General features: G+C 71.5%; 21 protein-coding genes and 2 pseudogenes. 19 read left to right on the plus strand and 4 right to left on the minus strand.

The features are described from left to right. Positions 1-136 precede the first annotated feature (136 nt). The 14 genes and pseudogenes from OVA28_RS11315 (at position 137) to holA (ending at position 17,364) form a co-directional block, all read left to right on the plus strand. Positions 137-784: a TetR/AcrR family transcriptional regulator gene (locus OVA28_RS11315; RefSeq protein ID WP_194661197.1), complete on the plus strand. Its 648-nt coding sequence runs from the start codon at positions 137-139 to the stop codon at positions 782-784. A gap of 238 nt (positions 785-1,022) precedes the next feature. Continuing rightward, positions 1,023-1,949 (plus strand): ABC transporter ATP-binding protein, encoded by a 927-nt coding sequence (locus OVA28_RS11320; RefSeq protein ID WP_194661196.1) that lies wholly within the window; start codon positions 1,023-1,025, stop codon positions 1,947-1,949. After that, entirely contained in the window at positions 1,946-2,662 is a 717-nt protein-coding gene (locus tag OVA28_RS11325; protein ID WP_268097016.1) for an ABC transporter permease, read from the plus strand. The genes OVA28_RS11320 and OVA28_RS11325 overlap by 4 nt, the downstream gene beginning before the upstream one ends. Next, complete coding sequence (locus OVA28_RS11330) at positions 2,659-3,387, plus strand: ABC transporter permease (RefSeq protein WP_194661194.1); 729 nt, start codon at positions 2,659-2,661, stop codon at positions 3,385-3,387. The genes OVA28_RS11325 and OVA28_RS11330 overlap by 4 nt, the downstream gene beginning before the upstream one ends. After that, complete coding sequence (locus OVA28_RS11335) at positions 3,384-4,307, plus strand: ABC transporter substrate-binding protein (protein ID WP_194661193.1); 924 nt, start codon at positions 3,384-3,386, stop codon at positions 4,305-4,307. Before OVA28_RS11330 ends, OVA28_RS11335 begins: the two co-directional genes overlap by 4 nt. Positions 4,308-4,575: 268 nt before the next feature. Beyond that, on the plus strand, positions 4,576-5,988 hold the full coding sequence (locus OVA28_RS11340; protein WP_194626006.1) for a cytochrome ubiquinol oxidase subunit I: 1,413 nt from the start codon (positions 4,576-4,578) through the stop codon (positions 5,986-5,988). 1 nt (position 5,989) lies between these two features. After that, on the plus strand, positions 5,990-6,994 hold the full coding sequence (gene cydB / locus OVA28_RS11345; protein ID WP_268097017.1) for a cytochrome d ubiquinol oxidase subunit II: 1,005 nt from the start codon (positions 5,990-5,992) through the stop codon (positions 6,992-6,994). Positions 6,995-7,005: 11 nt separating this feature from the next. Then, positions 7,006-8,664 carry a thiol reductant ABC exporter subunit CydD gene (gene cydD, locus OVA28_RS11350; RefSeq protein ID WP_268097018.1) on the plus strand — a complete coding sequence of 553 codons (1,659 nt, stop codon included), beginning with the start codon at positions 7,006-7,008 and terminating at the stop codon, positions 8,662-8,664. Next, positions 8,661-10,358 (plus strand): thiol reductant ABC exporter subunit CydC, encoded by a 1,698-nt coding sequence (gene cydC, locus OVA28_RS11355; protein ID WP_268097019.1) that lies wholly within the window; start codon positions 8,661-8,663, stop codon positions 10,356-10,358. The genes cydD and cydC overlap by 4 nt, the downstream gene beginning before the upstream one ends. Positions 10,359-10,458: 100 nt before the next feature. Then, positions 10,459-13,015: pseudogene (gene leuS, locus OVA28_RS11360) on the plus strand (leucine--tRNA ligase). A 93-nt stretch (positions 13,016-13,108) separates the two neighbouring features. Next, the gene (locus OVA28_RS11365; RefSeq protein WP_268097020.1) at positions 13,109-13,906 is read left to right on the plus strand and encodes a helix-hairpin-helix domain-containing protein; all 798 of its coding nucleotides are present in this window, start codon (positions 13,109-13,111) and stop codon (positions 13,904-13,906) included. Continuing rightward, positions 13,903-14,622, plus strand: a complete 720-nt coding sequence (locus OVA28_RS11370; RefSeq protein ID WP_268097021.1) for a hypothetical protein — start codon at positions 13,903-13,905, stop codon at positions 14,620-14,622. Before OVA28_RS11365 ends, OVA28_RS11370 begins: the two co-directional genes overlap by 4 nt. Next, a pseudogene (locus OVA28_RS19215) lies at positions 14,604-15,713 on the plus strand (ComEC/Rec2 family competence protein); the annotation flags it as partial. The gene OVA28_RS11370 and the pseudogene OVA28_RS19215, both read left to right, overlap by 19 nt. Positions 15,714-16,344: 631 nt before the next feature. Continuing rightward, complete coding sequence (gene holA / locus OVA28_RS11375; protein ID WP_268097022.1) at positions 16,345-17,364, plus strand: DNA polymerase III subunit delta; 1,020 nt, start codon at positions 16,345-16,347, stop codon at positions 17,362-17,364. A 285-nt stretch (positions 17,365-17,649) separates the two neighbouring features. Here the strand turns inward: holA and rpsT are convergent, their stop codons facing one another. Next, positions 17,650-17,910 carry a 30S ribosomal protein S20 gene (gene rpsT / locus OVA28_RS11380; RefSeq protein ID WP_071276041.1) on the minus strand — a complete coding sequence of 87 codons (261 nt, stop codon included), beginning with the start codon at positions 17,908-17,910 and terminating at the stop codon, positions 17,650-17,652. 250 nt (positions 17,911-18,160) lie between these two features. On the opposite strand from rpsT, the gene OVA28_RS11385 reads away from it, so the two are divergent. After that, positions 18,161-19,327: a pyridoxal phosphate-dependent aminotransferase gene (locus OVA28_RS11385; protein WP_268097023.1), complete on the plus strand. Its 1,167-nt coding sequence runs from the start codon at positions 18,161-18,163 to the stop codon at positions 19,325-19,327. Positions 19,328-19,561: 234 nt separating this feature from the next. Beyond that, complete coding sequence (gene lepA, locus OVA28_RS11390) at positions 19,562-21,409, plus strand: translation elongation factor 4 (RefSeq protein ID WP_194661186.1); 1,848 nt, start codon at positions 19,562-19,564, stop codon at positions 21,407-21,409. A 56-nt stretch (positions 21,410-21,465) separates the two neighbouring features. Here lepA and OVA28_RS11395 read toward each other — a convergent pair whose 3' ends face one another. Continuing rightward, on the minus strand, positions 21,466-21,951 hold the full coding sequence (locus tag OVA28_RS11395) for a hypothetical protein (RefSeq protein WP_268097024.1): 486 nt from the start codon (positions 21,949-21,951) through the stop codon (positions 21,466-21,468). Positions 21,952-22,083: 132 nt separating this feature from the next. Here OVA28_RS11395 and OVA28_RS11400 point away from each other — a divergent pair, with 132 nt between their 5' ends. Beyond that, positions 22,084-22,731, plus strand: a complete 648-nt coding sequence (locus OVA28_RS11400) for a DUF1990 family protein (protein WP_071276033.1) — start codon at positions 22,084-22,086, stop codon at positions 22,729-22,731. A 19-nt stretch (positions 22,732-22,750) separates the two neighbouring features. Here the strand turns inward: OVA28_RS11400 and OVA28_RS11405 are convergent, their stop codons facing one another. Continuing rightward, positions 22,751-23,449, minus strand: coding sequence for an HAD family hydrolase (locus OVA28_RS11405; RefSeq protein WP_268097025.1), 699 nt, complete (start codon positions 23,447-23,449; stop codon positions 22,751-22,753). Between the two features lie 28 nt (positions 23,450-23,477). Between OVA28_RS11405 and hemW the strand changes: the two genes are divergently transcribed. Beyond that, complete coding sequence (gene hemW, locus OVA28_RS11410) at positions 23,478-24,710, plus strand: radical SAM family heme chaperone HemW (protein ID WP_268097026.1); 1,233 nt, start codon at positions 23,478-23,480, stop codon at positions 24,708-24,710. Here hemW and OVA28_RS11415 read toward each other — a convergent pair. After that, complete coding sequence (locus tag OVA28_RS11415) at positions 24,707-25,165, minus strand: DUF4870 domain-containing protein (protein WP_268097027.1); 459 nt, start codon at positions 25,163-25,165, stop codon at positions 24,707-24,709. The two genes, hemW and OVA28_RS11415, sit on opposite strands and share 4 nt — an antisense overlap. 108 nt (positions 25,166-25,273) lie before the next feature. Here OVA28_RS11415 and hrcA point away from each other — a divergent pair, with 108 nt between their 5' ends. Further along, positions 25,274-26,296: a heat-inducible transcriptional repressor HrcA gene (gene hrcA / locus OVA28_RS11420; protein WP_194661182.1), complete on the plus strand. Its 1,023-nt coding sequence runs from the start codon at positions 25,274-25,276 to the stop codon at positions 26,294-26,296. Positions 26,297-26,315: the final 19 nt, after the last annotated feature.

Here is a 26,315-nt window from a genome sequence, read left to right on the forward strand (position 1 = left end):
CATCCCATGCGCCACTGTCCGGTTGTCGTCGGACGGAGTTCGACACCCCGGGAATCGCAGGGATGTTCCAGCCGGTCTCTGCGAGAGTTGCCCCCGTCGGACAATCAGCCCGCGGTCACCGCGAGAAGGAGAACACGTGCTCGTCACCGAGGTCACGAACGCACTGCCGGGGGGATCATCACTGCTCAGGAACGAGCCGGTCCAAGCCCGCAGTTCGGCACGCCTCGCCGGGCTCCTCGACGCCGCCGCTGCGGTCATCGACGAGATCGGGTTCGAACGGCTCACGACCGCCATGGTCGCCGAACGAGCAGGGGCGTCGATCGGCACCGTCTACCGCTACTTCCCGGACCGCATCGCGGTCGTCGAGGCCCTCGCGATCCGCTGCACCCAGCGGCTCGCCGAGAAGTTCCTCGAAGCCCTCGAGACCTCCGGCGCCACCACGTGGCAGGCCGCCTGCGACGCCTTCATCGCGATGACGTCGGAGATGTACCGCACCGAGCCCGGCTTCCGCGCGATCCGCTTCGGTGACGCCACCGAGTCCGGCGTCGGCGACGACGAGGACCGCATGGCCGCCCTCGGCGGCGCCGTCGGCGGCATCATGCGCGAGCGCTTCGGCGTGCCGGAGAACGAGGCGGTCGCTCGCGCCTGGGTCGTCCTGGCCGAGTCCGGCCACGCCGTCCTGGCACGCGCCCACCGGGACCGGGACCACCCGGACCAGGCCCTGATCGAGGCCTACCGCACGATGACCCGCGGCTACATGGAGTCGGTGATCGCGGCCTCCTGACCGTCGACCCGCCCGTCCGACACGCCGCGCGTCAACCGGACCACCCGCCACCCGCGTCTCCTGCCAGGAGGCGCGGGTGGCGTCGTTCCTGCGGCCTCCGGGGGCACCGCGGTCGCCCCCAGATCGGGGCGACGACCGGTTTTTCGGTCACGGTTCGTCACCACAGGCGGCCAGTGTCGGTCCTGACGGGTACTCTCCTCGGAGTCGGGCTACCTCCTACCAGAAGGGCACCCACCCCATGATCGAATTCCGCTCGGTGCGCAAGACGTACCCGGACGGCACCAACGCCGTCGAGCGGTTCGACCTCGTCATCCCCTCCCGCACCACGACGGTCTTCGTCGGGTCCAGCGGCTGTGGCAAGACGACGTTGCTCCGCATGATCAACCGCATGGTCGACCCGTCGTCGGGCTCCGTGTCGATCGACGGCGACGACGTCGCCGGTGTCGACCCGGTCAAGCTCCGGCGCAGCATCGGCTACGTGATGCAGAACGCCGGACTGCTGCCGCACCGCAAGGTCGCCGACAACATCGCCACGGTGCCGCTCCTGACCGGCGTGTCCAAGCAGGACGCCCGCCAGCGTGCGCTCGAGCTGATGGACACCGTCGGCCTCGACCGCGCCTTCGCGGACCGCTACCCCTCGCAGCTCTCGGGCGGACAGCAGCAGCGTGTCGGCGTCGCGCGCGGCCTGGCCGTCGACCCGAACATCCTGCTGATGGACGAACCGTTCGGTGCCGTCGACCCGCTGGTCCGCAGCGACCTGCAGGACGAGCTCATCCGGCTGCAGCGCGAACTCGGCAAGACCGTCGTCTTCGTCACGCACGACATCGACGAGGCCTTCAAGCTCGGCGACCAGGTCGTCATCCTCAAGAAGGGCGGCGAGATCGCCCAGATGGGCACGCCCGCCGAGATCCTCTCCGAGCCGGCCGACGACTTCGTCGCCAACTTCATCGGGGCCGGCCGTGGCCGACGCGCACTGCGCATCGAGCAGACGCCGACCGGCCCGATCGTCGTCGACGGTGACGGCCGTGCCGCCGGTGTCCTGACCGGTCCCGTGGCGGTGGTCGACGCCGCCGCTGCCGTGCCGTCCACCCTGCCCGCGACCGACGAGGCCGGAGCGTCCCACGACGCCCCGGGTGCTCCGGCGCAGGGTGGAGGTCTGCGGTGAACTGGGTCCTGTCGAACCTCGACACGATCGGGGACGACACCGTGGCGCACCTGGCGATCGCCCTGCCGCCCATCGTCATCAGCTTCCTGCTGTCGATCCCGATCGGCTGGCTCGTCGTGCGTCTCCGGCGGCCGGGCGGCAAGCAGGTCACCCGCGGCATCGGCGGCGGCATCGTGACCTTCGCCGGTCTCCTCTACGCGATCCCGTCGCTGCCGCTCTTCATCGCCCTGCCCAGCCTCATCGGCACCGGCCTGCAGGACCCGGCGAACGTCGTCATCGGCCTGACGCTGTACGGCCTGGCGCTCATGGTCCGGTCGACGGTGGACGGCCTCGAGTCCGTCGACAGCGCGACGACGGGCGCCGCCACCGCCATGGGGTACTCAGGCGTCCAGCGGTTCTTCCGCGTCGACCTGCCCCTGGCCGGACCGGTGCTGCTCGCGGGCCTCCGGGTCGTGTCGGTCTCGACGATCTCGCTCACCACGGTGGGAGCAGTCCTCGGGATCACCAGCCTCGGGTCGCTCTTCACCGACGGCATCGGCCGCGGCATCACCGAGGAGATCGTCGCCGGCATCGTGATGGTGCTCGTGCTGGCCTTCGCGGTCGACGGCCTGCTCGTGCTGCTCGGCCGCGTGGTCATGCCGTGGACCCGGAAGACCTCCGTGTCCCGGCGTCAGGCCCGGCGCGTGCTCCAGGCAGCGGAGGCCACCTCGTGATCATCGGACAGGCCTTCGGCTGGGTGTTCGACCCCGCCAACTACACCGGCTTCAACCCCATCCCCGCGCGGCTGTGGGAGCACGTCTGGATCTCGCTGCTCGCGGTGCTCATCGCCTCGGTCATCGCGGTGCCGCTCGGCTACCTGATCGGCCACACCGGCCGCGCTCGTGGTCTCGCGATCGCGCTGTCCGGGGGCATCCGCGCCCTGCCGACCCTCGGCGTGCTGACCCTGTTCGGGCTGTTGCTCGGCGTGAACCTGCAGGCACCGCTCCTGGCGCTCGTCGTCCTGGCGATCCCGTCTGTGCTGGCCGGGGCCTACGCCGGCATCGAGTCCGTCGACCCCGTCACGGTCGACGCCGCCCGCGCGCAGGGCATGACCGGGTGGCAGATCCTGACCAAGGTCGAGATCCCGCTCGGACTCCCGCTGCTCATCGGCGGCATCCGCGCCGCCGTGCTCCAGGTCGTGGCCACCGCGACGCTCGCCGCCTACGTCGGTTCCGGCGGGCTCGGCGGGTACGTGTTCCTCGGGCTCAAGACCCAGGACTACGCCATGATGCTCGGCGCCTCCATCCTCGTGATCGCCCTCGCGATCGCGTTCGAGATCGTCTTCTCCCTGCTGCAACGGGTGGTGGTGCCCGCGGGCGTCTCCGGCCGGGAAGCCGGGCGACGCAAGGGATCGCGCGAGCGAGCCCGCAATCCCCTCCCGGAAGGAAACCCCTCGTGATCACAGCACCCAAGATCCGCGTCGGCGTCGCAGCCGCGCTGGCGGTCGGCGTCGTCGCCGCCCTCGCCGGCTGCGCGTCCAGCGACCCGCTCGACAGCGGTTCGAGCGCCTCGTCCGACTCGAAGACCATCGTCATCGGCTCGCAGCAGTACTACTCGAACGAGATCATCGCCGAGCTCTACGCCCAGGTCCTCGAGAAGGACGGCTTCGACGTCAAGCGCAACTACAACATCGGCCAGCGCGAGGTGTACCTCCCGCAGCTGCAGAAGGGCGCCATCGACGTGATGCCCGAGTACAGCGGCAACCTGCTGCAGTACTACGACAAGAAGTCGACCGCGAAGACCGCGTCCGAGATCGCGTCCGGGCTCAAGGACGCGCTGCCGAAGGGGCTCCGTGCCCTCGACTCGGCCGAGGCCACCGACCAGGACAGCTACACGGTCACCAAGGCGTTCTCGGAGAAGTACGACGTCACGAGCCTGTCCGACCTGTCCAAGGTCAAGGACTCGCTCACCGTGGGTGCGAACTCCGAGTTCCAGACCCGGCCGTACGGCCCCGAGGGCCTGAAGTCCGAGTACGGCGTGGACGTCGACTTCAAGGCGGTCGAGGACTCCGGCGGGGCACTGACGGTGAAGGCGCTCAAGGACGACACCGTCCAGCTCGCCGACATCTACAGCGCGGACCCGAGCATCAAGGCGAACGACTTCGTCTCCCTGAAGGACCCGAAGAACCTGATCCTGCCGCAGAACGTCACGCCCGTCGTGTCGAGCAAGGTGAGCGAGAAGGCCGCCGCCGACATCGACAAGGTGAGCAAGGTCCTGACGACGGACGAGCTCATCTCGCTGAACGCCAAGAGCACGGCCGACAAGGAGAAGGCGTCGACCATCGCCAAGGAGTTCCTCACGGACAAGGGCCTGCTGTAACCAGCAGATCGCTTCCTCCACACGGCAGGCGTCGGGCATCAGCCCGGCGCCTGTCGTCGTTCCCGGGGCGACATCTGTTCCGCACGGTTGTGCCGATCAGGGGCGTTGCACGTTCGTGCAGTCGAGGGTTCTACAACTTGTCGAAGCGGTGGCAGGAGCGCTAGCGTGGAGGTGTCCCGAGGGCGTGACACGAACCAGAAGTACCCCCTCCACAGGAAGCAACTGACGTGCCTCAACAGCGCGCGGCGTTCCGAACCGGTACCGCCGCATGAACGACATCCTCGATCCCCTGATCCTGTCGCGGTGGCAGTTCGGCCTCACGACGATCTACCACTTCCTGTTCGTCCCGCTGACGATCGGCATGGCCGTCGTCGTGGCGACGTTCCAGACCGCGTGGTACCGGACCGGCCGGGCGCACTACCTGCAGCTCACCCGGTTCTTCGGTCGCGTGTTCCTCATCAACTTCGCGATGGGGGTCGTCACCGGCATCGTGCAGGAGTTCCAGTTCGGCATGAACTGGTCGAACTACTCCCGCTTCGTCGGGGACGTGTTCGGCGCTCCGCTCGCACTCGAGGGCATCCTGGCGTTCTTCTTCGAGGCGGCCTTCATCGGCGTCTGGATCTTCGGGTGGGACCGGCTGCCGAAGGGCCTGCACCTCGCGAGCATGTGGTGCGTCAGTGCCGGCACGATCATGTCGGCGTACTTCATCATCGCCGCGAACGCGTTCATGCAGCACCCGGTCGGCTACGTCATCAACGAGGCCAAGGGCCGCGCGGAACTCACCGACATCTGGGCCGTGCTGACGAACAAGGTCGCCCTCGCGGCCTTCCCACACACCCTGTTCGCCTGCTTCATGGTCGCCGCCGGCGTCGTCATCGCGGTGGCGAGCTGGCACCTGGCCCGCAACCAGAACCTCGAGACGATGATGCCGGCTCTGAAGTTCGGCCTGTGGACGATGGTCGCGGCCGGGGCGCTCACGGTCCTCACCGGCGACCAGCTCGGCCTGACGATGGTCGACACCCAGCCGATGAAGATGGCCGCGGCCGAGGCGCTCTACAACACGGCGACCGGCAAGGACGCCTCGTTCTCGGTCTTCACGCTGGGCACGCCGGACGGGGTCCACGAGCTCTTCTCGATCCGGGTGCCCTACCTGCTCTCGTTCCTCTCCACCCACACGTTCAACGGCACGGTGGAGGGCATCAACGACCTGCAGGCCCAGTACACGCAGGTCTACGGTCCGGGCAACTACAAGCCCGTCATCTGGGTCACGTACTGGTCGTTCCGCTGGATGATCGCCCTCGGCGTCGGAGCGGTCATGGTCTCACTGGCCGGGCTGTGGCTGACCCGGAAGGGACGCTTCCCCCAGCAGCGGTGGGTCTGGCGGGTCGCCACCTGGGCGGTGCCGCTGCCGATGGCCGCGATGATCATGGGTTGGGTCTTCACCGAGATGGGCCGTCAGCCGTGGCTCGTGTTCGGGCTGCTCCGGACGAGCGACGGCGTCTCGCCGAACGTGACCGGACTCGAGGTCCTCATCTCGCTGGTCGTCTTCACGCTCATCTACGGGTCCCTCGCGGTGGTCGAGTTCCGGCTCATCAAGAAGGTCGCCCAGGAGGGCCCGGCCGCACCGGCCGAGGTCGACGAGACGACCGGCGAGGTCAAGCACGAAGTGACGGTGTACTGAGATGGACCTGCCCGTTCTCTGGTTCGCGATCGTCGGACTCTTCTTCGTCGGCTACTTCGTGCTCGACGGCTTCGACTTCGGCGTCGGCATGGCGCTGCCGTTCCTCGGGAAGGACGACACCGACCGGCGCGTCATGATCAACACGATCGGCCCGGTCTGGGACCTCAACGAGACCTGGGTGATCGTCGCCGGTGCCTGTCTCTTCGCGGCGTTCCCGGAGTGGTACGCCACGATGTTCTCCGGCTTCTACCTGGCGCTGCTGCTCATCCTGGCGGCGCTCATCCTCCGCGGCGTCTCGTTCGAGTACCGCCACCAGGACAAGCAGCGCTCGTGGAAGCGCCGGTTCGACCTGATGATCATCGTCGGCAGCGCGGTCCCGTCGTTCCTCTGGGGCGTCGCGTTCGGCAACGTCGTCCGCGGCATCCCGATGGACAGCGGGCACAACTACACCGGCACGCTGTTCGACCTGCTCAACCCCTTCGCGCTGCTGACCGGCGCGGCGACGCTGCTCGTGTTCTTCACGCACGGCGTCGTGTTCATCGCGCTGAAGACCGAGGGCGACATCCGCGAGCGGGCCAAGCGCCTGGCGACCCGCGCCGGCATCGTGACGATCGTCGTCGCGGCTGTGTTCCTCGTCGCGATGGCCTCCGTCCGGGCGACCCCGGCGTCGCTCGTGTGCTCCGTCGTCGCCGCGGTGGCCCTGGTGCTGGCGGTGCTCTGCAACGCCTGGGGCCGCGAGGGTCGGGCGTTCACGCTGATGGCCGTGACGATCGCCGCGGTGGTGCTGGCCATGTTCACCGCGATCTTCCCGGACGTGATGCCCGACTCGGTCGACCCGGCGAACAGCCTGACGGTGACCAACGCCTCGTCCGGTACCTACACGCTGACGGTGATGAGCTGGGTGGCGCTGGTCTTCGTGCCGCTCGTGTTCGCCTACCAGGCCTGGACCTACTGGGTCTTCCGCAAGCGCGTCTCCCGGGCGCACGTCACCGCCGCGGCACACTAGGCCGGTCCGCGATGAAGCCGCTCGACCCGCGCCTGCTCCGCCTGTCGCGCTCCGCGCGCGGCTTCGTCGCGGCCGCCGCCGCCACCGGTCTGCTCCGGACCGTGGCCACCGTCGCCATCGCGTGGGGGATCGCGGCTGCGGTCACCGAGGTGGTCGACGCCGTGCACCACGGCGGTGTCGTCCCCGGGGCGTTCGTCCCGACGCTCTGGCTGCTCGGCGGCGCCGTCGCACTCCGCGCCGTCGCCGCCTGGGCGACCGACGACCTCGCCGGCCGGGCCGCAGCGACGGTGAAGCGCGAACTGCGTCGGACCGTCCTGGCGCGCGCGGCCGAACGGGGACCCGCCTGGCTCGCCGCGCGCTCGAGCGCCGGGTTCGCGACGACGCTCGGCCCCGGGCTCGACGCGCTCGACGCCTACTTCGGGCGGTACCTGCCGCAGCTCGCCCTGACCGCGGTCGCCACGCCGGTGCTGCTCGTGGCGATCGGGCTCGGTGACCTGACGAGCGGCGTGATCGTCCTCTGCGCCCTGCCCGTGGTCCCGGTGTTCATGATCCTCATCGGCCTGGCCACACAGAGCCTGCAGCGCCGACAGTCCGACGCCCTGGCACGGCTCGGCGGGGCGTTCACCGAGGCCGTCGAGGGCCTGGCGACCCTGAAGGTCTTCGGGCGTGCACGGCGGCAGGTCGGCCGCATCGCCACGGTCACGGACGAGCACCGCCGAGGCACCCTCGGCGTCCTGCGGCTGTCGTTCGTCAGCGGCTTCGCGCTCGAGCTCGCCGCCAGCCTGTCCGTCGCCCTGGTCGCCGTGACGATCGGCATCCGGCTGGTGGACGGCTCGCTCGGCCTCGGCGCCGCCATGTTCGTGCTGGTCCTGGCTCCGGAGGCCTTCGCGCCGATCCGCCAGGTCGGCGCCGACTTCCACGCCGCCCAGGACGGCGTCGAGGCCTCCACCGCCGTCCTCGACGTCCTCGACGACGACCACGAGCACGACACGCACGACGAGCACGACGGACACGACGACGAGGACCGCTCGTCCGCCGACGCCCTGGTGCTCGACGGCGTCACCGTGCGGCGTCCCGACGTCGTCGTCGGCCCCGTCGACCTGCGCGCCGCCCCCGGCACGGTCGTCGTCCTCGCCGGGCCGAGCGGCTCCGGCAAGTCGAGCCTCATCGCAGCGATCCGCGGGGTCCTGCCCCACGACGGCACGGTCGTCGTGCCGGGCGACGCCGGCACGACGCGGGACGAGCGCATCAGCTGGTCCGACCAGCGCCCCCGGCTCGTCCGCGGGACGGTCGCCGAGAACGTCGCGCTCAGCGCGACCCCCGTGCCCGAGACCGTGGCACGCGCCCTCGGTGCGGCGGGGCTGGGAGTCGACCCGGGCCTCCAGGTCGGGTCCGGCGGAGCCGGTCTCTCCGGCGGGCAGGCCCAGCGGGTCGCCCTGGCGCGGGCGCTGTACCGGCACGACCGCTCCGGCACCCGGCTCGTGCTGCTGGACGAACCGACGTCCGCCCTGGACGCCGAGGCCGAGGCCCGCGTCCTGCAGACCATCCGGCTGCTCGCCGACGACGGCGCCGTCGTCGTGGTCGCCAGCCACCGTCCGGCCGTCATCGCGGCCGCCGACGTCCGCATCGACGTCGGCAGCCCCGCACCGGTCGAGGGGGCGCGCGCATGAGCCGCGCCACCAGCCGGGAGGCCCGGGTCGGCTCCGTCCTCCGGCTCGCCATGCCCCGTGGTCCGGTGTGGGGCCGTGCCGTCGCCGCCGGCGCGCTGAGTGCGCTCTGCGCGGTGGCGCTGCTCGCGGCGAGCGGCTACCTCATCACCCGTGCGGCGGAACACCCGCCGATCCTGTACCTGACGCTCGTGATGGTCGGGGTGCGCGCGTTCGCGCTCGGCCGGGCAGCGCTGCGGTACATGGACCGGCTCGCGGGGCACGACGCGTCGTTCCGGCAGCTGGCCGTCGTCCGGACGGAGACGTACCGACGGCTCGCCTCGGTCGCGCCAGCGGGGCTCGGCTCCACCGGTCGTGGTGACCTGCTGACACGGCTCGTCACCGACACGGACCGGCTGCAGGACCTGCCGATCCGGGTCGTCGGGCCGCTCGTGTCCGCCGGCGTCACCGCGCTGCTGTCGGTCGTGGCGGTCAGCCTGGTGTCGGTGCCGGCAGCGCTCGTCCTGCTCGTCGCGCTGGTCGTCGCCGCGGCGCTCGGGTCCGTCGTGACGGCGTCGATCGCCCGGCGGAGCGACGCCGAGACCGCGGCGGACCGGGGCCGGGTCGCGGACCTGGTGCTCGACACCGTGCGGACGCTCGACGTCTTCGCCGCGTACGGCACGCTCGACGAGCGACTCGCCCACATCGACGCCCTCGATGCCCGGGTGACACGGGCCGTCCGGCGTCGTGCCAGCGTCGAGGCCCTCGTCGGGGCGCTCGTCGGGCTCATCGGTAGCGGCGCCGTCGTGGGGGTCCTCGCCGTCGGAGCGCCGGCGGTCGTGTCCGGTGCGCTCGACGGTCCGCTCTGGGCACTGGCGGTCTTCGTGCCGCTCGCCCTGTTCGAGGTCGTCGGCACCGTCCCGCTCGCGGTGCTCACGCTGCGGCGGGTCCGGGCAGCCGCTGACCGGGTGGAGCGTGTCGTCCCGGCGACCACACCCGTCGGCGTCGTGCCGGAGCCCGACGCCGACGCCGCCCCGGAGGACCTGGTCGTCGACGGTCCGGTCACGCTCGCGGTGCGGGACCTGACCGTGCGCTGGCCCGGGTCCCAGGTCGCCGCGGTCGACGGGGTCTCGTTCACCCTGGCGCCGGGCGAGGTCGTCGTCCTCGAGGGGCCGAGCGGCGCGGGGAAGTCGACCCTGGTGGACGCCCTGGTCCGGTTCGTCGACCACGACGGGTCGTACACGCTCGACGGCGTCGAGGCCCGCACGATGCACCCCGACGCCGTCCGCGCCCGCGTCGGCCTGATCGAGCAGGACCCGTTCGTGTTCGACCAGTCGGTCCGGCAGAACCTGCTCTTCGCGAAGGAGTCGGCCACCGACGACGAGCTCCTCGCGGTCCTGGCGCGCGTCGGCCTCGGCGACTGGGTCGAGCGGCGGGGTGGGCTCGACGCCGACGTGGGGGAGCGCGGTGGGCTGCTGTCCGGCGGGCAGGCGCACCGGCTGGCACTGGCGCGGGCGCTGCTGCACGCGTTCCCGGTGCTCGTCCTCGACGAACCGACGGCTGACATCGACCCGGACCTCGGCGACGCGCTGCTCCGTGACCTCGTCGCCACGGCGCAGGCCGCCGGGCGGACCGTCCTCGTCGTGTCGCACGTGCCGGTGCCGACTGCCCTGGTGACCAGGACCATCCGGATGCGGGACGGCCGCGTCGCGGCGTGAGCACACGCGTGTCCCGCACCGTCGCACCGGCCTTGTAATCTTGGGGACCGGCGCACGTCCGCGCGACCTGCACCGCGCCTCCAGACCGATTGAGAGTTCCGTGACCAACGAGCAGCACGTCGAGGACCCGAACGCCTACGACTTCCGTCGCATCCAGGACAAGTGGCAGGGGCGCTGGGAAGAGCTCGGCCTCTTCACCGCCGACCCCGACGACCGTCGTCCGCGGAAGTACATCCTCGAGATGTTCCCGTACCCGTCGGGCGACCTGCACATGGGCCACGCGGAGAACTGGGCGCTCGGCGACTTCGTGGCGCGCTACTGGCGGCAGCAGGGCTTCAACGTCATGCACCCGATCGGGTGGGACTCGTTCGGCCTGCCCGCGGAGAACGCGGCGATCAAGCGCGGCGTCGACCCCAAGGACTGGACCTACGCGAACATCGCGCAGCAGAAGGCGTCGTTCAAGCGCTACGCGCCGTCGTTCGACTGGTCCACGGAGATCCACACCTCGGACCCCGAGTACTACAAGTGGAACCAGTGGCTGTTCCTGAAGATGTACGAGAAGGGCCTGGCCTACCGCAAGGACAGCTGGGTCAACTGGGACCCGGTGGACCAGACCGTGCTGGCGAACGAGCAGGTCCTGCCCGACGGCACCTCGGACCGCTCCGGCGCCGTCGTCGTCAAGAAGAAGCTGACGCAGTGGTACTTCGGGATCACCGAGTACGCCGACCGGCTGCTCGACGACCTGAACCAGCTCGAGGGCCGCTGGCCCGCCAAGGTCATCGCGATGCAGCGCAACTGGATCGGCCGCTCGGTCGGTGCCGACGTCGACTTCGTGATCGAGGGCCGCGACGAGCCCGTGACCGTCTTCACCACCCGGCCGGACACCATCCACGGCGTGACGTTCCTGGTCGTGGCGCCGGACTCGGACCTGGCGGCTGAGCTGGTCGCAACTGTCGGTGACGACACCCGCGCCGCGTTCGAGGACTACCTCGTCGCCACGCAGAAGACCTCCGAGATCGACCGACAGAACGCGGACCGCCCGAAGACCGGCGTGCCGCTCGACCGGTTCGCGATCCACCCGCTGACGGGGGAGCGCCTGCCGATCTGGGCCGCCGACTACGTCCTCGCCGACTACGGCCACGGCGCCGTAATGGCGGTCCCGGCGCACGACCAGCGCGACCTCGACTTCGCGCGGACGTTCGACCTGCCCGTGAAGGTCGTCGTCGACACGAACGCGGCCGTGACCGGTGCCATCCCGGTGATCCCCGAGGGCGCGACGCTCGACGACTTCGACATCCCCTCGCTCGACCCGGTCAGCACCGGCCAGGCGCTGACCGGCACCGGTCGGATGATCAACTCCGGACCGCTCGACGGCATGAGCAAGCAGCACGCGATCACCGCGGCCATCAAGCTCCTTCGACGAGCGCGGGACGGGTCGTGCAGCGAAGACGTACCGTCTGCGCGACTGGCTGATCTCCCGGCAGCGCTTCTGGGGCACCCCGATCCCGATCATCCACGGCGAGGACGGCACCGAGTACCCGGTGCCGGAGGACCAGCTGCCCGTCGTGCTGCCCCCCACCGAGGGCCTCGACCTGAAGCCGAAGGGTACGTCGCCCCTGGGCGGTGCGACCGACTGGGTGAACGTGCCGAACCCGGTCGACGGCACCCCCGCCAAGCGCGACGCCGACACGATGGACACGTTCGTCGACTCGTCGTGGTACTTCCTGCGCTTCCTGTCCGCGAACGACGACACCCAGGCCTTCGACCCGGCGCTCGTGAACAAGTGGGCACCCGTCGACCAGTACATCGGCGGCGTCGAGCACGCGATCCTGCACCTGCTGTACGCGCGCTTCGTCACGAAGGTCCTGTTCGACCTCGGCTACCTCGACTTCACCGAGCCGTTCTCGGCGCTGCTGAACCAGGGCATGGTGCTCTCCGGCGGCTCGAAGATGTCGAAGTCGAAGGGTGGCGTCTCCCTCGGTGACGAGCTCGACGCGCACGGCGTCGACGCCATCCGCCTGGTGATGGGCTTCGCCGGTCCGCCGGAGGACGACATCAACTGGGAGGACGTCTCCCCGGCGGCCTCTGCGCGGTTCCTGGCGCGTGCGTACCGCCTGGCGACGGACGTCACGTCGACGCCCGATGCCGTGTGGGCCGAGGGCGACCGAGCCGTCCGTCAGGTCACCCACCGGTTCCTCTCCGACGCCCCGGGGCTGATGGAGTCCTTCAAGTTCAACGTCGTGATCGCGCGGCTGATGGACCTGGTGAACGTCACGCGCAAGGCCATCGACAGCGGCCCCGGTGCCGGCGACCCCGCCGTGCGCGAGGCCGCGGAGACCGTGGCCCTCGGGCTGAGCGTCTTCGCGCCGTACACCGGCGAGGAGATGTGGCAGACGCTGGGCTACGACGCCTCGGTCGCCACGTACGGGTGGCGCAAGGCCGACCCGACGCTGCTCGTGCAGGAGACCCTGACCGCAGTGGTCCAGGTCAACGGCAAGGTGCGTGACTCGTTCGAGGTGTCGAAGTCGATCGAGGCCGACGAGCTCGAACGGCTCGCGCGCGCGTCGAAGTCGGTGCAGCGGTACATCGGCGACCGGGAGGTCGTCAAGGTCATCGTGCGGGCGCCGAAGCTCGTCAACATCGCCATCAAGGGGTAGTCCACTCCTCCACATGCGCAGGGCGGCGTCGTTCGTCCACGGTGTCGCTCGTCGGGGCCCGGTCGTCGGACCGGGCTCCGTAGCGTTCCGGCCATGTCACGGTTCACGCTCTCGCCCCGCGCGGCGCTCGTCGTCGCTGCCGTGGTGGTGGTCGTCGCGCTGGTCGTCATCGTGCTCGGTTCGCGGGGGAGCGGCGCGGGCGGGGTGACGTCGGTGACGGGGGCGGCGTCGGTGGGGGCGTCCGCTCCGGCAGGAGGCGCGGCTGGTGCTGGGGCTGGTGCTGCTGGGGCTGGGGGTGCTGCTGCTGGTGCTGGGGCGGCGTCGGCCTCGGCCTCGGCTGGGCGTGCCGGACCGTCGGCGTCGGCATCGACGTCCGCCGCGCCGTCCGTCGTCGTGCACGTGCTCGGCGCCGTGGCGCACGCCGGGGTGGTGACGGTGCCAGGGGGTGGCCGGGTCACCGATGCGCTCGAGGCCGCGGGCGGTGCGTCCGGGGACGCGGACCTCGCCCGGCTCAACCTGGCGCGGCCGCTCGTCGACGGTGAGCGGCTCTACGTGCCGCGGGTCGGTGAGGTCGACGTGCCGCAGGCGCTCGGTGCCGACAGCGGTGGCGCTGCTGGTCCTGCTGGGTCCGCTGGGGCTGATCCCGGTCCTGGGTCTGGGGTGTCCGGGGCCGCGGGCTCAGACGGGTCTGCAGCGTCGGACGTCGTCGACCTGAACAGCGCGGACCAGGCCGCCCTCGAGACCCTGCCCGGCATCGGTCCGGGGCTGGCGCAGCGGATCCTCGCGTGGCGGGAGGAGCACGGTCGGTTCTCCGCGGTCGAGGACCTGCTCGACGTCAGCGGGATCGGGGACGGCCGCTTCGCCGAGCTGCAGGACCGGGTGCGCGTGTGAACGTCACGCCCGCGCGAGCTGACCTGCGCATCGCGGTGCCCGTCGCGGTCGCGTGGGTCGTCGCCGCCGTGCTCGTCGGGTCCACGTCGGCGGCATGGGCGGTGGCAGCGGTCGCCGGCGGGGTGCTCCTCACGGGGACGGCCCTGCTGTGGGTTCGGCCGTCCGGCGAGCGCGTGCGGGTCGTCGCGGCGTTCGTGGTGACGTCGGCCGCGTTCGTCTCCCTCGTCGCGGTCGCCGTCGCCGTCGGGGACCCCCGCCGGAGCCCCGCGGCACTCGAGGCCCTGGCCGGGCGGTCGGCGTCCGTGACGGTGGTGCTCGACCGGGACCTCGCCGGGGCGGACCGGTCGGTCGTGGCGACCCTGCGTGCGGCCGGCGCTGCGACGGGGCTCGACGTGCCTGTGCGAGTGGTTCCCGCTGTGGACGATGATGCTCCTCGTCAGGGCTCGCTCGGAGCCGGCACGACGCTGACGGCGCGGGCAGCGATCGAGTCGGACGAGGCCGGGTCCGCGACCGCCTTCGTGGTGTTCCTCCGCGGGCCGGCAGCCACGGAACCGCCGACCGGGCTCCTCGCGCTGACGGACCACGCGCGCGGGGCCTTCGCCACCGTGACCGCGGACCTGCCACAGCCCGGGGAGCACTGCTCCGGGGGCTGGCGATCGGCGACCGCAGCGGTCTGGACCCGGCGACCGAGGCCGCGATGGAGGCCAGCGCCCTGACCCACCTGACCGCGGTCTCCGGCTCGAACTGCGCGGTGGTCGTGGCCCTCGTGGTGCTGCTCGGTCGCGCCGCCGGGCTCGGCCGTGGCGCCCGGGCAGCGCTGGCGGTGGTGCTCCTCGTCGGGTTCGTCGTGCTCGTCCGCCCGGACCCGTCGATCCTCCGCGCGACCGTGATGGCCGTCGTCGTGCTCGTGGTGCACCTGTCGGGTCGTCCGGTCCGTGGTGTGCCGCTCATCGCGCTCGCGGCGGTCGTGATGCTCGTCGTCGACCCGTGGTTCGCACGGTCGTTCGCCTTCGGCCTGTCGGTGCTGGCGACCTCGGGGATCGTCGTGCTCGGGCCACCGCTGACGGCGCTGCTCGCACGGCGCTGCTGGACACCGGTGGCCGCTGCCGTCGCCGTGCCGTTCGCCGCGCAGGTGGCGTGCTGGCCGCTGACGATCCCGCTCGCACCCGCCCTGCCGACGTACGCGGTCCCGGCGAACCTGCTGGCGGAGCCGTTCGCCCCCGTGGTGACGGTCATCGGGCTGCTGGCGTGCGTGCTGGCGCCGCTGTGGCCGGCAGCGGGCGGCGTCGTGGCGGCGGTCGCGTGGGCTCCGGCTGCCGCGATCGGGGTCATCGCCCAGACGGCGGCCGGGCTGCCCGTGGCCTCGCTCCCGTGGCCGGCCGGGGCGGTCGGCGTCGTGACCGCCGTCGTGGTCAGTGGTGCGGTCGTCGGCGTGGTGCTCGCACCGGCGGGGGTCCGGACACCGTTCGTGCTCGTGGCCTCGGTGGTGACAGCGATCGGGCTCGCGACCACGGTGGTGCCGACGGTCCTGACGCGCGCGGGGCTGCCGCGGGACTGGTCCGTGGCGATGTGCGACGTCGGGCAGGGGGATGCGGTGCTCCTGCGGGACGGCACGAGCACCGCGCTCGTCGACGTCGGCGACGACCCCGTTCGGCTGCGGAGCTGTCTCGACCTGCTCGGCGTCGACCGGATCGACCTGCTCGTGCTGACCCACTACGACGAGGACCACGTCGGTGCACTGGACGAGGTCGTCGGGGACGTGGACCTGGCGCTCGTCGGACCGCCGGTACGGCCGGCCGACGCCGGGGTGCTCCGACGGCTCGAGACCGCGGGGGTGGACGTCCGGCGTGCCGACGACGGCGTGCACGGGGTGCTCGGGCGGGTGCCCTGGCACGTGCTCTGGCCGCGGGTGTCGGACCCGACGAGCGGCAACGAGGCGAGCATTGTGCTGCGGACGGACCGACCACCGGGGTGCACGACGTGCCTGACCGGGGTGTTCCTCGGGGACCTCGACGCCACGGCACAACGACGGCTGCGTGGGTCGGTCCCGGCGTCCACGGCGCTCGGGCCCGTCGACCTGGTGAAGGTCGCGCACCACGGGTCCGCAGACCAGGACCCCACGCTCTACCGCGAGCTCGCAGCGCCGGTCGGACTCATCGGCGTCGGCGCGGACAACACGTACGGGCACCCGACGGAGCGGGCGCTCGAGATGCTCGCCGCCGCCGGCACGACGCCCTTCCGCACCGACCGGCAGGGGACGATCGTCGTCCGTGGTGCTGTCGCCGGCCCGGAGGTCTGGACGGAACGGCAGGCGGCACCACCGTCGCCGACACGGACCCCGGCACCGGCTGCTCGGGGGACTGCAGCGACGCTCGCCCTGCGACGGCCCACGTCGGGGGCGGCCCGTAGACTCGACCACGCACCGTCGGAAGGACCGCATGCCCGCCAAGAAGCCCGCGCGCGCCGCCGCGAAGATCGACCAGGTCCCGTGGTCGGGCATCCGTCCCGCGCCCGTCGTCCTCGTCACCGGACCCGAGACCTTCCTCGCCGAGCGTGCGACCGGCATGCTCCGCGACCTGCTCGTCGGCGAGGACCCCGCGCTCGAGGTCCACGACCTCGAAGCCGACCAGTACGCGCCCGGCCTGCTGGCGACGCTTGCCAGCCCGTCCCTGTTCGGCGAACCGCGGCTCGTCCGGGTCACCAACGTCGAGAAGTGCACGGACGCCTTCATCACGGAGACGATCTCGTACCTGGGCAACCCGGCCGACGACGTCACCCTGGTGCTGCGGCACGGCGGCGGGGTGCGCGGCAAGAAGCTCCTCGACACGATCCGCAGCGGCGTCGGCGGGGGGATCGAGGTCCTGTGCGACGAGCTCAAGCGGGAGACCGACCGCATCGACTTCGTGAACGCCGAGTTCCGCGCTGCCCGACGCAAGATCGCACCCTCGGCCGTGCGCACGCTGGTCGCCGCGTTCGCCGACGACCTCGCCGAGCTGGCGGCGGCGTGCCGGCAGCTCCTGGCGGACGAGGCCCAGGAGATCACCGACCGGGTCGTCGACAAGTACTACGGCGGCCGCGTCGAGACGAACGCGTTCAAGGTCGCGGACATCGCCCTCGCCGGGCGGTCCGCTCCGGCCATCGTGGAGCTGCGGCACGCCCTGGCGACGGGCGAGGCACCCGTGCCGATCGTCGCCGCGTTCGCGAGCAAGATCCGGACCATGGCGAAGGTCAGTTCCTTCCGGGGCTCCAGCGGTCAGGCCGCGTCCGCGCTCGGCATGGCGCCGTGGCAGGTGCAGCGTGCCCAGCGGGACGTCGCCGGGTGGAGTGAGTCCGGGCTGGCGAACGCGATCATCAGCATCGCCGAGGCCGACACCGCGGTGAAGGGCGGCTCACGCGACGCCCACTACGCGCTCGAGGTCATGGTCCGCACCATCGCCCGACGCGGCGAACCCCGGTGAGCTGAGCCGAGCCTCCCGGCCGACGTCGCACCGTTGCCCGACGCGGCGAGCCCCGGTGTGGTGAGCCGAGCCTCCAGGCCGACGCCGCACAACGGGTGTCGGCCCGAACCACGGATTCCGGCGGCGCCAGCGGATTTCCGTTGTGCGTCGTCATCCGGAACCAGCCGCGCCGCCGCCCGCGCGTCAGCGCGCCCGCCCGCCGCCACCCCAGCCCCCCGCGCCGACCCCGGGAACGACGAAGGCCCCACACCGGAACGGTGCGGGGCCTTCGAGAGGATCAGACGCTCAGAGCGCGCTGACCTTCTTCGCGATGGCCGACTTGCGGTTCGCGGCCTGGTTCTTGTGGATGACGCCCTTGCTCACGGCCTTGTCGAGCTTCTTCGACGCGACGGCGAGAGCGGCGGTGGCCTTCTCCTTGTCGCCGGCGACGATGGCCTCGTTGGTGTGACGGATGAACGTCTTCAGCTCGGACTTGTAGGCCTTGTTGCGCTCGGTGGCCTTGAGGTTGGTCTTGATGCGCTTCATCTGCGACTTGATGTTCGCCATGTGTTGCTCCTGCTTCGTCTCGGACGGGTGGTCGCGACCGCTGGGTAGAGGGGCCCTTGGTCGCATCGCGTTCCACCCGTGGGCGACGGAACGCGTAAGCCAGCAAGCCACATTACCAGGGTCAGGGGTGCGGATCAACGCGCGCGACACGCCCCGCTCCCGCGGCTCCGCGCGGAACCACGCCCGCGACACCGCGCCGAACCACGCCCGTGTCACCGCCCCGAAACACGGCGGCGTTACCGTGTCGAGCATGCCGTCCCTCGCACCTCGGATCGACACCGTCCCCGCCTCCGGCATCCGCCGCGTCTTCGAGCAGGCCGCCCTGCTCCAGGCGGACGGCGTGGACGTCACGATGCTCGTCATCGGCGAGCCGGACGTCCCGGTGGCCACGCACATCGGGGACGCGGCCCGACGTGCCTGGACCGAGGACCGCACCGGGTACACCCCGAACGGCGGCATCACGCCGCTGCGCCTGGCCGTGCAGGAGAAGCTCCGGCGGGAGAACCGCATCGAGGCCGACCTCGAGCAGATCTGGATGACGATCGGCGCGACGCAGGCGCTGTTCCAGGCGATGACCCTCGTGCTCAGCCCGGGTGACGAGCTGCTCGTGCCCGACCCCGGGTACACGACGTTCACGATGAACGCCCACATCATCGGCGCGACGCCGGTGCCGTACCGCCTCGGGCCGGAGCACGGGTTCGAGCCGGACCTCGACGCCCTCGCTGCGAGCGTGACCGAGCGGACCCGGGCCATCGTGGTGAATTCGCCGTCGAACCCGCTCGGCACGGTGTTCAGCGAGGCGACGCTCCGGCGGATCCTGGCGTTCGCGAAGGAACACGACCTCTGGGTGATCAGCGACGAGGTCTACGAGTACTTCACCTACGGCACCCGGCACGTCAGCCTGGCCGCCCTCGACGAGGACGACCGCGTCTTCACCGCCTTCTCGCTGAGCAAGACGTACGCGATGACGGGGGTCCGGGTCGGGTACCTCGTGACCCCGAAGGGCCTGGGCCCGACGATGCGCACCGTGCAGGAGTCGATGATCAGCTGCGTCGCCGAGCCCGACCAGTACGCGGCCCTCGCAGCGATCGTGGGGGACCACTCCGCCGTGCGCGACGCCCGGGAGCACTACCGCGCCAACCTCGAGGTCGCGACCGAGGTCCTCGACGCCGCCGGCATCCGGTACAACGCACCGGACGGCTCCTTCTACCTGTGGATCGACGTCGCGCACGCCGCCCAGGGGGACGTCGCCGCGTGGGCGTTGGCGTTCCTGCAGCGCGAGCGGGTCGCCGTGGCACCGGGCAGCGCGTTCGGCCGCAGCGGCGAGGGCTGGATCCGCGTCTGCCTGGCGGCGACCCCGGAGGACCTGCGGCGCGGCCTGGGCGCGCTGCCGGCCCCGGCGCACGCGGTCGTCTGAGCCGGACCCTCCGTCGGACCCGGCCGGGAGGCTCGGCGCGGCCCCGCCACGCCCCGCACCGTGCGCGCTCCTCCGCCTGGTGCGAGGTCGGTCGCCCCGTGCGGGCATCCAGGGCTGCACGAGGTGGTCAACCTCGCACCACGCGCCAGCCGCGCGGCCGCCCCGCACCGCCCGCACGCTGCCGGGACGCAACCGTGGGACAATCTCCTGACCGTCCGACCCACCTGAGGAACCGTGAGCCCACAAGCATCCGCTCCGCTCGAGCCCGCCGCGACTCCGGCCGACGCGATCCGCAACTTCTGCATCATCGCGCACATCGACCACGGCAAGTCCACGCTGGCCGACCGCATGCTCTCGATCACCGGCATCGTCGAGGACCGTGCGATGCGCGCGCAGTACCTCGACCGCATGGACATCGAGCGTGAGCGCGGCATCACGATCAAGTCGCAGGCCGTCCGCATGCCGTGGGAGCTCGACGGTCAGACCTACGCGCTGAACATGATCGACACGCCCGGGCACGTCGACTTCTCGTACGAGGTCTCCCGCTCCCTCGCCGCGTGCGAGGGCGCCATCCTGCTCGTCGACGCCGCCCAGGGCATCGAGGCCCAGACGCTCGCGAACCTCTACCTGGCGCTCGAGAACGACCTGCAGATCATCCCGGTCCTCAACAAGATCGACCTGCCCGCCGCCGACCCCGACAAGTACGCGGCCGAGCTCGCCCAGCTCATCGGCGGCAAGCCCGAGGACGTCCTCCGCGTCTCCGGCAAGACCGGCGTCGGCGTGCCGGAGCTCCTCGACCTCGTCGTCCGGACGGTCCCCGCCCCGGTCGGCACGGTCGACGCCGCGCCCCGCGCGATGATCTTCGACTCGGTCTACGACAGCTACCGCGGCGTCGTGACGTACATCCGCATGATCGACGGCTCGATCGCCCCGCGCGAGAAGGTCCAGATGATGTCGACCAAGTCGACGCACGAGATCCTCGAGATCGGGGTGTCGAGCCCGGAGCCGATCCCCACGAAGGGCCTGTCCGTCGGCGAGGTCGGCTACCTCATCACCGGGGTGAAGGACGTCCGCCTGTCCAAGGTCGGCGACACCGTCACGAGTGCCCAGCGCCCGGCGACCGAGGCCCTGCCCGGCTACACGGACCCGAAGCCGATGGTCTTCTCGGGCCTGTACCCGATCGACGGCTCGGACTACCCGGACCTCCGCGAAGCGCTCGACAAGCTCAAGCTCTCGGACGCCGCGCTGGTCTACGAGCCGGAGACCTCCGTCGCGCTCGGCTTCGGGTTCCGCTGCGGCTTCCTCGGCCTGCTGCACCTCGAGATCATCACCGAGCGCCTGTCCCGCGAGTTCAACCTCGACCTCATCACCACCGCCCCGAGCGTGATCTACGAGGTCACGAACGAGGACAACACGGTCACCGAGGTCACGAACCCGTCCGAGTTCCCGACCGGGCGCATCATCGAGGTCCGCGAGCCGATGGTCCGTGCCGCGATCCTGGCACCGAAGGACTACGTCGGCGCGATCATGGAGCTGTGCCAGCAGCGCCGCGGTTCCCTGCTCGGCATGGAGTACCTCGGCGAGGACCGCGTCGAGATCCGCTACCAGATGCCCCTCGGCGAGATCGTCTTCGACTTCTTCGACCAGCTCAAGAGCAAGACACAGGGCTACGCCAGCCTCGACTACGAGCCCGTCGGCGACCAGGCCGCCGACCTCGTCAAGGTCGACATCCTGCTGCAGGGCGACCAGGTCGACGCCTTCAGCGCGATCGTGCACCGCGACAAGGCCTACGCGTACGGCACGCTGATGACCGAGCGGCTCCGCAAGCTCATCCCACGCCAGCAGTTCGAGGTCCCGATCCAGGCCGCCATCGGCGCGCGCATCATCGCCCGTGAGAGCATCCGCGCCATGCGCAAGGACGTCCTCGCGAAGTGCTACGGCGGTGACATCACCCGCAAGCGCAAGCTCCTCGAGAAGCAGAAGGAGGGCAAGAAGCGCATGAAGACGATCGGCCGGGTCGAGGTCCCGCAAGAGGCCTTCATCGCCGCGCTCTCCGGGGACGTCGAAGAGAAGAAGAAGTAGGGCTCAGCGGCGGGCGCGGGCGCGCACCGCGCCCAGGACGACCGTCGCCGACGGTGTCACGTCTCGCCGCGGGCGCGCAGTGCGCCCAGGACGACCGCCGGGAGGCTCGCGACCGCCAGTCCTGCCAGTGCGGTCCGCAGCAGCTCGAGTTCCGTGACGACGGCGAAGTCGGTCCGGCCGCTCGCGACCGTCCCGGCGAGGACGGCGCCGAGCACCATCACGAGCGTGACGGCCCCGATCACGAGGGGCAGGCGGCGCCCCGGGTGGTGGAGCACGGCGGAGACGAGCGTCGCGCCGAAGAGCAGGACCGCGGCGCCGGCGAGGCTGGCACCGGCCACGGCGACGACGTTCACCGTGTCGAAGGCCGTCCACCCGCTCGGCGCCGCCGTGGTGTACCGGGCGGGTGCGTCGAAGCCAGCGGTGGACGTGTCGACGAGGACCCGCGCGGCAGCGGCCACGGCGAAGCACACGAGCGTCGCGATCCCGGCCATCCGGGTGCGTCGGTCGACGGACCGACGGGGGAGGGCACTGGAGCGGGGCACGCACCCAAAGGTAGATGCATACGCAACGACTTGCAGCCTCCCGTTCGGGGTGCCTGTCCGGAACCGGACGCGGGTCTCCACCGGTGACCCCGAGCGGTCCGGCCCGTCGGTCAGGCCCAGTACGATGGCGGGATGAGCAGCCGCGGAGGGTACCTGACCGCCCTGACCTACGGAGCGGTCGGTGCGACACAGGCGCCGGACCTCATGACCTACCCGCCGGAGGGCTTCACCCCGGCGGAGTCCCGGGCCCGCATCGGGCACGGTGACCAGCGGTTCGACACGGCGGTGACCCAGGCGCTGACGTGGCAGATCCAGGAGCGCAGCGGGATGGGCGTCCGGGTGGACGACGCGCCCGACGACGACGACGTCCGCTACAACCCCGTCACGTTCGACGAGCAGGGGGTGCCCATCGCGCCGGCCTCCATCGGGACGCCGCGGGTCGAGCACTTCGCACCGGACGGCACCCCGCTCGTGACCGCCGGCACCACCGCCGTGCTGACGATGCACGCGTTCGGTCGGTCGGTGCAGGCGCCTGTGCGCGTCGTGTCGATCATCGACGAGCCCGACCGCAAGGGCTTCGCGTACGGCACGCTCGAAGGCCACCCGCTCTCGGGTGAGGAGTCCTTCGTGGTGGAGCGCACCGCGGACGGCTCCGTGTGGCTGCAGGTCCGCCAGTTCTCGCAGCCCGCCAGCGCGAAGTGGCGCTTCGTCGCGCCGCTGCTCCGCCGGCAGCAGCGGGTGATGGCCGAGAAGTACCTGGCGGCGCTGCGCGGGGACTGACCGCCCGGGTGGACGCCCGCTACTCGTGTCGCAGCGGGGGCAGCGCGGCGATGGCGTCCTCGATGAGGGCCGCATCGACGACGCAGTCCCGCGCGATCGCCACCGCGTTCGTGTGCCGGAGTGCCTCGACGTCGTAGACGCCGGTCGCCACGGCCAGGAACGGGATGCCCACGGCGTCGGCCGCTTCGCCGTCCCGTGGGGTGTCGCCGACGATGACCGCGCGGGTGCCGGCGAGGGCCTCCGCGGCGAGGGCGGTGACCCCGGCACGCTCGACCTCCTCGTCCCCGAAGTACGAGTGGTCCCAGTCGAAGGCGTCCACGTCGAACCCGGCGCCGGCGAGCTTGACGCGGGCGCGGTACGCGGAGTTGCCGGTGAGCAGCCCGTTCCGCCAGCCGAGCGCCGCGAAGCGGGTCACCAGGGCGAGGGCTCCGGGAGCGGCCGTGCGGTGCTCGCCGGCGCGGTGCCGTTCCTCGGACAGGTCGCGGAGGTGCGCGGTCACGGTCGGGATCACGTCGACGGCGAGGTCGTGGGCGCGGACGTGCTCGGCGATGATGCCGGCGTCGGTGCGCCCGTGCTGGTGACCGACGAGCAGGGGGAGGTCACGGCCCGTCGCGCGCTCGAGCGCCAGGTGGTACAGGTTGCCGGGGGAGGTGGCGTTCCGGACGAGGGTGCCGTCGATGTCCCACAGCACCGTGGTCGGGACCGAGTGGTGCTCCATGGCTCCATCATGGCGGAGAATGGAGTCCATGCCGAGTGCTCTCCCGATCGCTGACCCGGCTCCCGCGGACGGCCTGCTCACCCCGGCGGCCGGTGCGGGTGACGTCCCCTTCGGTGTCTACGTGCACGTGCCCTTCTGCCGGGTGCGCTGCGGCTACTGCGACTTCAACACGTACACGGCGTCCGAGCTGCGGGGCGTCCGCCGTGACGACTACGCCGGCCATGCGGTGCGCGAGATCGAGTGGGCCGCGTCGGTCCTCGACCGCTCGGGCGTGCCCCGTCGGCCGGTGTCGACCGTGTTCTTCGGTGGTGGCACCCCGACGATGCTGCCGGCGAGCGACCTCGCGATGATCCTCCGCGCGATCGACGACACGTGGGGCATCCTGCCGGGGGCCGAGGTCACGACCGAGGCCAACCCGGACTCCGTCGACGCGGCCTCGCTCGAGACCCTCCGCGCCGGTGGCTTCAACCGGATGAGCTTCGGCATGCAGTCGGCGGTGCCGCACGTGCTCGCCACCCTCGACCGCACCCACGACTCCGAGCGCGTGCCGGTCGTCGTCGACCTCGCGAAGCAGCTCGGCCTCGACGTCTCGCTCGACCTCATCTACTCGACGCCGGGGGAGTCCCTCGACGACTGGCGCACCTCGCTCGACGCCGCGCTCGCGTGCGAGCCTGACCACGTCTCCGCGTACTCGTTGATCGTCGAGGACGGCACCGCGATGGGCCGCGCGGTCTCCCGCGGTGAGCTGCCCGCCCCGGACGACGACCTCGCCGCCGACATGTACGAGCTCGCGGACCAGGTGCTCGGCGACGCCGGCTACTCCTGGTACGAGGTCTCGAACTGGGCCCGCGGCGACGAGCACGTCAGCCGGCACAACCTGTCCTACTGGAAGGGCCACGACTGGTGGGGCGTCGGCCCCGGCGCGCACTCGAGCGTCGCCGGCACCCGCTGGTGGAACGTCAAGCACCCGGCCGCGTACGCGGGCCGCGTGCTCCAGGACGTGTCCCCGGCCGCTGGTCGCGAGACGCTCGACGACGAGACCCGCTACGTCGAGCGCGTGCTGCTCGCCGCGCGCGTCCGTGGGGAACTCACCACCCAGGAACTCCGCCAGGAGGCCCGTGGCCGGGTCGCCGGGCTCATCGCGCGCGGTCTGGTGGACGGCCGCAGTGCCCTGGGCCGCCCCGGGGCGCCGGGTCGCCTCGACCTGACGCTGCAGGGCCGGCTGCTCGCGGACGCGGTGGTCCGCGAACTGCTCGACTAGGCCTTCACGAACTCGATCGTCAGCGGGTAGCGGTAGAAGCGCCCCTGGTTGGCGGCCACGGCGGCCATGATCGCGAAGACGACCACGAGGACGCTGATGATCGGCAGCAGCACGAAGCCGATGAGCAGCAGCGTCAGCAGGCCGGCGACGAAGCTGGCGATCGCGGCCGTGATGTGGAAGTTCAGCGCCTGGCGGGTGTGCTCGCGGACGAAGCCGCCGCGGTCCCGCAGCACCAGGTAGGCCACGAGCGGCCCCACGAAGCTCAGGAAGATCCCGCCCACGTGGGTGAGCGTCGCCCAGAGGCGCTGGTCCTCGGGCGTCAGCGGCTGCGGTGGCTGGTACTGCGGGCCGTCGTGCTGCTGCCCGTAGCCCTGCGGGTGGGGCTGGTGGGCGTAGTCGCCGGGGCGGGGCTGACCGGGGCCTCTGGCGCCGTCCTGCTCGTGTCCGTAGCTCATGGCGGCAGCGTAGCGACCGGCCCCCGGAGAAGTCCGAGCGTGTCGGTGTGCAGGCGTAGGATCAGCACTCGACATGTCCGAGTGCCAGCACGCGTGGAAGGGGTCCCGGTGGTCAGTGAACGTTCCCTCGAGGTCCTCAAGGCCATCGTGCGTGACTACGTCTCGTCGCGCGAGCCCGTCGGGTCGAAGTCCATCGTCGACCGGCACGCCTTCGGGGTCAGCGCCGCGACGATCCGCAACGACATGGCCCTGCTCGAGGACGAGCAGCTCATCATCGCCCCGCACACCTCGTCCGGCCGGGTGCCGACGGACAAGGGCTACCGCGTCTTCGTCGACCACCTCGCCGCCGCACGGCCGCTCTCGAGTGCGCAGCGGCACGCCATCGAGACCTTCCTCGGGGCGTCCAACGACCTCGACGACGTCCTCAGCCGCACCGTCCGGCTGCTCAGCCAGCTGACGAACCAGGTCGCCCTGGTGCAGTACCCGTCGATGGTGCGCGCCCGGGTCCAGCACGTCGAACTCGTCCGGCTCGGCGACACCCGCCTGATGGTCGTGCTCATCACCGACACCGCCCGGGTCGAGCAGCGCGTCGTGGAGACCGACGTCCGGCTCGACGAGTCCGCCCTGGTCGAACTCCGCTCGGTGCTCAACGGCGCGACCGTCGGGCTCCCGCTGCAGGACGTCCCCACCGCGCTGCGGGCGATCCCCGCACAGATCCGCCCGGACTCGCAGACCCTGGCGGGCGTGGTCGTCGCGACGCTCATCGAGCAGGTCGCCGCCAACCGGCAGGACCGCCTGCTGATGGCCGGCGCCGCCAACCTCGCCAAGAGCGAGCAGGACTTCTCCGGCGGGCTCTTCCCCGTGCTCGAAGCCATCGAGGAACAGGTGACCCTGCTCCGGTTGTTCGGGGAGATGCAGCTCGACGACGTCTCCGTGACCGCGCGCATCGGCGTCGAGAACGCGGAGTACGGTCTCGACGCCACGAGCATCGTGGCCGGCGGGTACGTCGCAGCCGGCGGCGAGGTCGCCCGGCTGGGCGTCCTCGGACCGACGCGCATGGACTACGGCTCGAACATGGCAGCGGTGCGGGCAGTCGCCCGGTACCTCTCCAGGCTCCTCGGCGAGAATTGACGACCCCCATCATCCGATC

The organism is Curtobacterium sp. SL109 (genome assembly GCF_026672405.1).
Lineage (GTDB): Bacteria > Actinomycetota > Actinomycetes > Actinomycetales > Microbacteriaceae > Curtobacterium.

Bases quoted from the DNA above. Each gene is read 5' to 3' on its own strand.
- OVA28_RS11320 (WP_194661196.1), top strand. From the start codon at position 1,023: ATGATCGAATTCCGCTCGGTGCGCAAGACGTACCCGGACGGCACCAAC.
- OVA28_RS11340 (WP_194626006.1), top strand. From the start codon at position 4,576: ATGAACGACATCCTCGATCCCCTGATCCTGTCGCGGTGGCAGTTCGGC.
- cydB (WP_268097017.1), top strand. From the start codon at position 5,990: ATGGACCTGCCCGTTCTCTGGTTCGCGATCGTCGGACTCTTCTTCGTC.
- cydD (WP_268097018.1), top strand. From the start codon at position 7,006: ATGAAGCCGCTCGACCCGCGCCTGCTCCGCCTGTCGCGCTCCGCGCGC.
- cydC (WP_268097019.1), top strand. From the start codon at position 8,661: ATGAGCCGCGCCACCAGCCGGGAGGCCCGGGTCGGCTCCGTCCTCCGG.
- OVA28_RS11365 (WP_268097020.1), top strand. From the start codon at position 13,109: ATGTCACGGTTCACGCTCTCGCCCCGCGCGGCGCTCGTCGTCGCTGCC.
- holA (WP_268097022.1), top strand. From the start codon at position 16,345: ATGCCCGCCAAGAAGCCCGCGCGCGCCGCCGCGAAGATCGACCAGGTC.
- rpsT (WP_071276041.1), bottom strand. From the start codon at position 17,910: ATGGCGAACATCAAGTCGCAGATGAAGCGCATCAAGACCAACCTCAAG.
- OVA28_RS11385 (WP_268097023.1), top strand. From the start codon at position 18,161: ATGCCGTCCCTCGCACCTCGGATCGACACCGTCCCCGCCTCCGGCATC.
- OVA28_RS11400 (WP_071276033.1), top strand. From the start codon at position 22,084: ATGAGCAGCCGCGGAGGGTACCTGACCGCCCTGACCTACGGAGCGGTC.
- OVA28_RS11405 (WP_268097025.1), bottom strand. From the start codon at position 23,449: ATGGAGCACCACTCGGTCCCGACCACGGTGCTGTGGGACATCGACGGC.
- hemW (WP_268097026.1), top strand. From the start codon at position 23,478: ATGCCGAGTGCTCTCCCGATCGCTGACCCGGCTCCCGCGGACGGCCTG.
- OVA28_RS11415 (WP_268097027.1), bottom strand. From the start codon at position 25,165: ATGAGCTACGGACACGAGCAGGACGGCGCCAGAGGCCCCGGTCAGCCC.